We start from the raw sequence: 7,319 nt of genomic DNA on the forward strand, positions 1-7,319 counted from the left end.
TCCGTGCTGGAAATCGCCGGGTGTCGCCCTCGTGCACACCATGCGGCTCTGGCAGCAATGCTAACCCGCGTCTGGTTTCTCACGGCGGGCCAGCCACCACATCACGGAAAGTCATACTGCCTAAACCCCTCGCGCGCCTCGCTCCATGCAGAAGGCATAGCCCCTTGAGTCATTCACTGATAACGACGAACCTAAACGAAGACCCGACTTGTGGGTCGATCGTCTCTTGCTGAAAGGGAGCATGAATGTGAGTGGTGCGAGCGTTAAAATCTGCGCGATCTTGGTTATGGTCCCCATAAGTTGTGGCTCGATCCACGCTGGCGCGCACACGGGTGAGAACATGGGTGCTGGCGCGACAGCGCAGCGGGTGGAGGACTCGACGTCGCGGCTTCAGAACAGGCCGGACAGCGCCGTGAGTCGTGACGTCCGCAGCGCCCTTAGGCGGACACCGCGCCTGGATGCTTCAGGGATTCGGGTCAGGGCGCGCCTCGGCGTCGTGACGCTGACGGGATGGGTGCCTGAGCACAGGCAGATCGCGCTCGCCGGCAACACGGCAAGATCGGTGCGCGGCGTCAGATCGGTGACGAATCAGTTGACCTTGCGGAACAGCCGTTAGCCAGCGATTCGAAAAAATGAAGCCATTGCGGTCCTTCGTACCTCAGCGAGTTCGACCTATTGTGAATGGCCGTTTCCGGGCACTTCGAGCAGGCGTTATCGAATCGTTTCAGCCATTGGACTCTCTCGTAAGCAGACGACCGCGTCGGGAATGGGCGCGCCAGCGCGAGACGTGCGCCCGCACGATGCGCGATGCCTACCGAACACCGCTTCCCTATCAGGGTCGCCCGGGTCATCGAAATATTTGAGGAGGGCAACTGTGAATCTAGCCGGGACAGTTCGTCTTCGAGCTAACAACAACGAAGATTCGTAGTCCAATCCGTCTCCGAGTGCCGACCACGGACGCAAAGCTGTTTCCCGAGGTGGATAAGAGAGCAGAGGGGCTACTGCCAATGGCACTACCCAGGAGGAACCATGCTCCCGCTCATTCTCGGACCACGATACAACATCCGCGTCACCTGCGATGCCAGCCCCAGCAATGACCGAAGCGAATCGACGCTAGAAGTCAATCCGACCAATCCGTACAACATGGTCGGGTCGTCCAAACGATTCACCGACCCCCACACCTATGCGTTCTCACTCGCCGCGTATTCGACATTCGACGCGGGCCGATCGTGGCAGGAGGCCGCGCCGCTCGGGCTGCTCGCGGGTTGGGACGGCGTGTCGGATCCGACGGTCGCCTTCGACGACGTCGGCGGCGCGTATCTCGTTGCTCTGCCGTTTCAGGGCCCGGAGCCGATGGCCATTGCGGTCTACAAGTCGACGGACGGTGGTTTGACCTGGTCTGCGCCGAACCTCATTCACTCGGCGCAGGGCGATGACAAGCAGTCGGCCGCGGGCGATACGAATCCCGCAAGCCCCTATCACGGCCGCGTCTACGCCGCCTGGGACGGTCCGGGTGGCATGCTGTTCGGGCGCACGATCGACTACGGCGCCAGCTGGCGCGGCACCGGTGCGAGCCCGGTCGGAACCTCGCTCGCCCCCGACTCCTTCGGACCTCAGGTCGTGGTGGCCGCGGACAGCAGCGTCTACATCTTCTTCATCGCTGGCAACGACATTCAGTTTGTCAAATCCACCGATGGCGGGGACTCGTTCTCGAACCCGGCCACCGTCGCGAGCGGAATCACGGGGTTGCCCGGCCAGCTACCCGGTGGGACGTTCCGAACGCCCACGGTCGCGACGGCCTGTGTCGGCGCCAACGCGACCGACCTGGTGGTCGGCTGGGCCGACTATCGACAGAACGTCGCGCGCATCTACTATGCGCGATCCAACAATAGTGGCGCCAGCTGGCAGGCCGGCACCGGCTCCGGCATGCCGTTGCTGAGCGGCAGCGCCGTTTCCGCGCCGGATCAGCACGAGTTTCAGCCGCAACTCGCCTGCACGCCGAACGGAGACGTGGGCTGCGATTTCTATCTCTTCGGGCCGAAGGGCGGCGGCACGACGCCGCTGATCGACGTGGTCCTGACCGTGTCCGCCGACAACGCGGCGAGTTTCGTGGACCGGGTGACGGTGACGGAGATGCCATGGGACCCGACAGTGGATGCCGTTTGGGCGCACGGCGATCCGAACATCACCTTCATCGGTGATTACTTCGGTCTGGCGGCGAGTCCGCTTGGCTTCTTCCCGTTCTGGATGGATACACGCACCGGAACCCAGGAGATGTTCACGGCACGTGTAGCGGTCCGTCCCGCGAACGTCTACATCCGGGACTCCTCGAGCGACACTGGAACGGTCCCGTCACCCGGCAATCATTGGGAGGCCCCGGACCTGATCGTACGCCGGCAGCAGGACGGCAATACGGTCTGGGTCGATCAGGATCTGTTGCGCGACGGTGTGACGGATCATTTCATCTACGGCAAGATCACCAACCAGGGGCCCAATCCCGCGGAGAACGTCACGCTCGCGGTTACCGTGGGCAACTATCCCGCGCTCGATGCGCTGCCAGGGCTAGAGTTTCGTTATCCGCAGGATTGGTATCCGGGCGACTGGCAGACCGCGGCGGTCCAGCAGAGGCACCTGTATCTGGGTGAGAGCGCACCGCAGAATCTGACGGTGGGCGCTACGCGCATCTTCGGTCCCATTCGCTGGCCGGCCGTGCAAATTCCTCAGGAGGGCACGTGGCACCCCTGCCTGCTGGCCGAGGCGCGTGGCAACAACAATGACTCCGCAGGCGGGCTCAATGGGGCGCCGGTGCTGGTCTCGCCCGGTACCTGCGATTACGGTAGCTACTTCTGGGGCGACAACAACGTCTGTCAGCGCAACCTCTCATATGCCCATGTCTTCGCCAAGGCCGAGAGCCTGATCGAGTTGCCCTTCATCGTAGGTAGTCCGTACAGTCATGCAAGGCTCGTCGAGGTTATCGTCCACAAGGACGGCCGGCTCGACGGCGTGCCGATGATTCTCGAACTGCTTCCGCCCAGGAAGGGAGAGAAACCGGCTGTACCTGACAAGACCCACCTGCATGGCGCCAAGCTTGCCGGCAAGCATTGGAACCTGACCCATCGGGTGGCTGGAGTCGGCTTTGCGATCGAGCCGGGGCAGATTTTGCGCCTGAAGCTGTCGGTCAGGATGCCAGAAAACTTCGATCTCGACGCGCCCGCCAAAGTGACCCTATTCCAGCGCAACGACAGCCATGTCATGACCGGCAGCGCCATCCTGGAACTGGTTCGCGCTCATGCCAGGCAAGCGGACAAGGAACCTAAGAAACGTGATGCCAAGGCGCGCAACAAAGGGCGATAAGGGCGATGACACCACGCATGACTGAACCTGTCGTCTTCACCTGCCTCGACGCGGCCAAATTCGGCCATTCGACAATGTTGATCAGATCGTCAACAATCCATGAGCTTGTTCGAAATCAACGTGAAGAACGAACGCGTAGACTTTAAATTCGTCAGCGCCGATATCAAATCAACCCGGATGAGCTATGCCGAATTTTTCATGGGAACCGCTGGATTTTCTGGAGGTTCTTAATGTGGTGCCGATCGAGGAAGAGTACGGAATTTCGTATCGGTACGTTGTCTCCCGGACACCGGTGGTCCTGAGTCTAACAATATGGCCACTTAGCTGTGACGTGGAACTTTTGATCAATTATGCAGGAGCAGCAGAGCCGCTAGTACGGCTCAATTTGTTGGATTGTCCGGGGGCACGGGTCGTGCGAGACGATTGCCGTACGCACATTGAATTTTCAGCCGCGAACTTGTTCAACGGGCGCTACGATTGCGCGGACGCGCCACCATACGGATTCCGTTTGCAGATTCAGCCGTCTATCCAGCTCTCAACATTTTCCTATCCTGTCTAATCGCATCTGACGTCTGCGAGGGGCGTCTCACCCGCGCTTCTCATGGCGGCACGCGGCCAACAAGCGTCCTTCGCCTTGACCGTCAGACGGACGTTCAGACGTCGGCTCCGCACTGCAAACGGTCACTGGCCTTCGGTTGGTTGTTGTCGGAATAGTAAGCGTGTGATAACACGCGCCGCACTACGAACGGGCATGAAAGTTCCACGCGAAGGCGCAAAACGCTGAGATATTGACGTGCCCCAGCGATGCTAACGGCTATTCTTCAGACGCAGCGACTCACGCGTTTCCGGCCGGCTCTGCGGGTCGTCGGCAGCCATTCCCTACACACGCCGGAAAGGGGGCTGTATGTCACATCCAGGACTACTTCGGCCCGCGCGACGCGCACTGCGTCGACAGCAATCGCGCGGATACGTCTGGCTCGCCGTCGGCGTTTCGCTGATTGGACTGTCCCTGACACCCCTGGTGTTCGCAGCGGGTATGCTTCCACAAGGCGGGACCTACGTCGCCGGCGCGGGCACGATAGCCAGCCAGGGGAATGGTCTCTTGATCACGCAACCGGGTTCGACGCGCGGCGTGATTGACTGGAACAATTTCTCGATCGGCAGGCACAACAGCGTGACGTTCGACAACGGTTCGGGCGCGACGCTGAACCGGGTGACGGGCGGCACACCTTCGGCCATTCTGGGCAGCCTCAGTGCGACGGGAAGCCTCTATGTGATCAATCCGCAGGGCATCGTCGTGGGGTCATCGGGCGTAATCACAACGGGCGGACGTTTCGTCGCGTCCACTCTGGATGTCTGCAATGACGCCTTCATGCAAGCCAGCGGCGCGCTGACGCTCTCGGGCGACTCCGATGCAAGTGTCATCAACCTCGGTAGGATCAGCTCCAGCGGCGGCGATGTGTTCCTGATCGCGCGGGGCGCGGTGACCAATGCGGGCGCCGTCTCCGCGCCCAACGGCACGGCGGAACTGGCCGCAGGCGAACAGGTACTCCTGCGGGATTCGGGCAGCAGCAGGCAGGTGTTCGTGCAAACGGGCAGCCAAGGCACGGTCGTCAACAAGGGGCGGATAACGGCTGCGCAGATCAGCCTGCAGGCCGCCGACGGCAACGTATATGCGCTCGCAGGCGGCGGTGCGCGCATCCGCGCAACCGGCACGGCCAGCCGAGACGGACACGTCTGGCTCGTTGCCGACAGCGGCCGTGTCGATCAACTCGGCAAGATCGCCGCAAGCAACGCGGACGGCAGCGGCGGAACGGTCGATACACAGGCGGCACAACCGACCTTCGGCAAGCACGCGGTGGTCGATGCAGGTCAGTGGAATCTCTCAACGCCTGCTTTCACGATCGATGATGCCGCCGCGCATGCGTTGCAACGCAGCCTGAACGCGGGCACCTCGGTCGATATCAGAACGACGGGCGCCAACGGCGCAACGGGCGACCTGGGCGTTGCTTCGAGTCTGAACTGGAGCGGTCCGGCTTCGCTCACGCTCGCCGCGTACCACGACGTCTCGGTAGCGACGGCTACGACCATCGCGAACTCCGGTGCGGGCAACCTGACGTTGCGCGCGGACGCGTCGGGAATTGACAACGGCGGCAGCGTCATCAACACCGGCACGATTGACTGGTCGCGCAGCACGGGCATCGTGAGTGCATTGCATGGCATAACCGGTGGATACTTACCCGGAAACATCCTCTCAAACAGCACATGGTCTGCCGCTCCAGACAGTGGTCTGGTGACGCAAGTTACCGTCTATGCGCTGGTGAATACCGTCTCACAGCTGGGCGCAGTTGGACTCAACCCCTCGGGCAACTACGCGCTCGGCAGGGACATCGACGCGACGCCTCCGCCCGGCGAATTCAGTCCGACCGTGGCTTCGTTCTCGGGCCAGTTTGATGGCATGGGACACACGATTTCGAATCTTTGGTTATCTGAATCGCTTTTCGGGGAGATCGGGTACTCGGGCGTCGTTCGGAACCTCAACATTCAGGGCACTGCCAACTTGCCCAAGTCTGACGCCTGGGCGGGCTTTCTCGCAGACAGGAACGACGGCACGATCGCATCCGTGCATTCAAGCGGCAGTGTTACTTCAATCGGCCGTCTTTCAACTGGAGGACTTGTGGGCTTGAACTTCGACGGCACGATCACGCGTTCCTCAAGCACCGCCGACGTTTCATCTGATTCCGCGACGGGAGGCCTGGTCGGAACCAACAGCTTCGGCGTAATCCGGCAATCGTTCGCATCGGGCGATGTCACCTCGACCCATCTCCAAGGAGCGGGCGGTCTGGCCGGCTACAATTTTGGCGTTATCACAGAGTCTTATGCGACTGGAACAGTTCATGTGCAGCCGCAATGTGACACCGTCAATGCGTGCGGGGGTGGGCTAGTTGGCGGGACTTCAGGCACGATCAGTCAGTCGTTCGCAACCGGCAAGATTGACCAGCCATCCGGACCTGCAGGGGGGCCGGGCGGCATCGCGGATTACAACGCAAATTACATCGCGTCTTCCCCGGGGACCATCACCAACGATGTCTACTGGGATACGCAAACGACAGGCGCGCCAGTCGGCGTCCGCACCACGATCCTGGGCGCGAACCTGGGTAACGCTCAAGGCTTGACTACTATGCAGATGAGCACGCCATCCAGCTTTGGTCCTACATACGACTTTAGCCCAGGCGGCGTTTGGGCGATGCCCGCGGGAGCGACGCATCCGATATTGCAGTGGCAACTGGCACAATGAGACCGCCTGTTATCCACAATCGTCAGTGAACAGTCATCCTGTCGCATTGTGGCGGCAATGGGTCAACCACCAGCCGCCGCAATGACTGTTGATTGGTGACGGACCGAAGACGAGTTCATAGTTGAAGGTGCGGTTGGCCGTTTTACTCTGATACCTGCTGTTGGGACCGCGAAGACCCGACTGTCGGCAATGGGGTCGGCTGCTGCCCGATGTCGACCGATCACGGGCGCATTACGTTGCCGGTTCGACGTCGGACCGGGTTCGGCCAGGTTCAGCCATCCACGATTCCACCGTGAGCGCCCGCTTCGCCGTACGCAGCAGCCGTCAATATAGCGTTCATCGCGACATCAGGTGATGCCGCGCTCATCGCCTGCTGAGTATCCTTGATACCCGTATCGCTGATGCTAAGGAATTGATGAATGACGACGACTTGCGCACTCCTCATCACCAAACCGCATAGTTCCGCGAAACACATCGATGCGAGATCGGATCGACGACCTTATAGGGTCGCCTCTGCTGATCCAGCACTTCTGTCCAACGCCTAAGGCATTGCTGATCAAGTCCACCGCATAGCTACTCGGAGCGTTATAGAGCGGAGTGGATAAGGAAGGCAGAACAGGATGAAGCAGCAGACGCTGGCGATGGAAGCTGACGAAGGTGCGGGTTT

General features: G+C 61.0%; 3 protein-coding genes. All 3 read left to right on the forward strand.

The features are described from left to right. Positions 1 to 340 precede the first annotated feature (340 nt). The 3 genes from ACLFKU_RS42000 to ACLFKU_RS42010 all read left to right on the forward strand — a co-directional run bounded on the left by ACLFKU_RS42000 (position 341) and on the right by ACLFKU_RS42010 (position 6,652). Positions 341 to 616, forward strand: coding sequence for a BON domain-containing protein (locus tag ACLFKU_RS42000; RefSeq protein ID WP_410853168.1), 276 nt, complete (start codon positions 341 to 343; stop codon positions 614 to 616). A 413-nt stretch (positions 617 to 1,029) separates the two neighbouring features. Beyond that, positions 1,030 to 3,354 carry a hypothetical protein gene (locus ACLFKU_RS42005; protein WP_410853166.1) on the forward strand — a complete coding sequence of 775 codons (2,325 nt, stop codon included), beginning with the start codon at positions 1,030 to 1,032 and terminating at the stop codon, positions 3,352 to 3,354. Positions 3,355 to 4,258: 904 nt separating this feature from the next. Next, positions 4,259 to 6,652 carry a filamentous hemagglutinin N-terminal domain-containing protein gene (locus ACLFKU_RS42010; RefSeq protein WP_410853167.1) on the forward strand — a complete coding sequence of 798 codons (2,394 nt, stop codon included), beginning with the start codon at positions 4,259 to 4,261 and terminating at the stop codon, positions 6,650 to 6,652. The last annotated feature ends 667 nt before the right edge of the window (positions 6,653 to 7,319 follow it).

It is taken from the genome of Paraburkholderia sp. EG304, assembly GCF_046543485.1.
Classification (GTDB): Bacteria; Pseudomonadota; Gammaproteobacteria; order Burkholderiales; family Burkholderiaceae; genus Paraburkholderia; species Paraburkholderia youngii.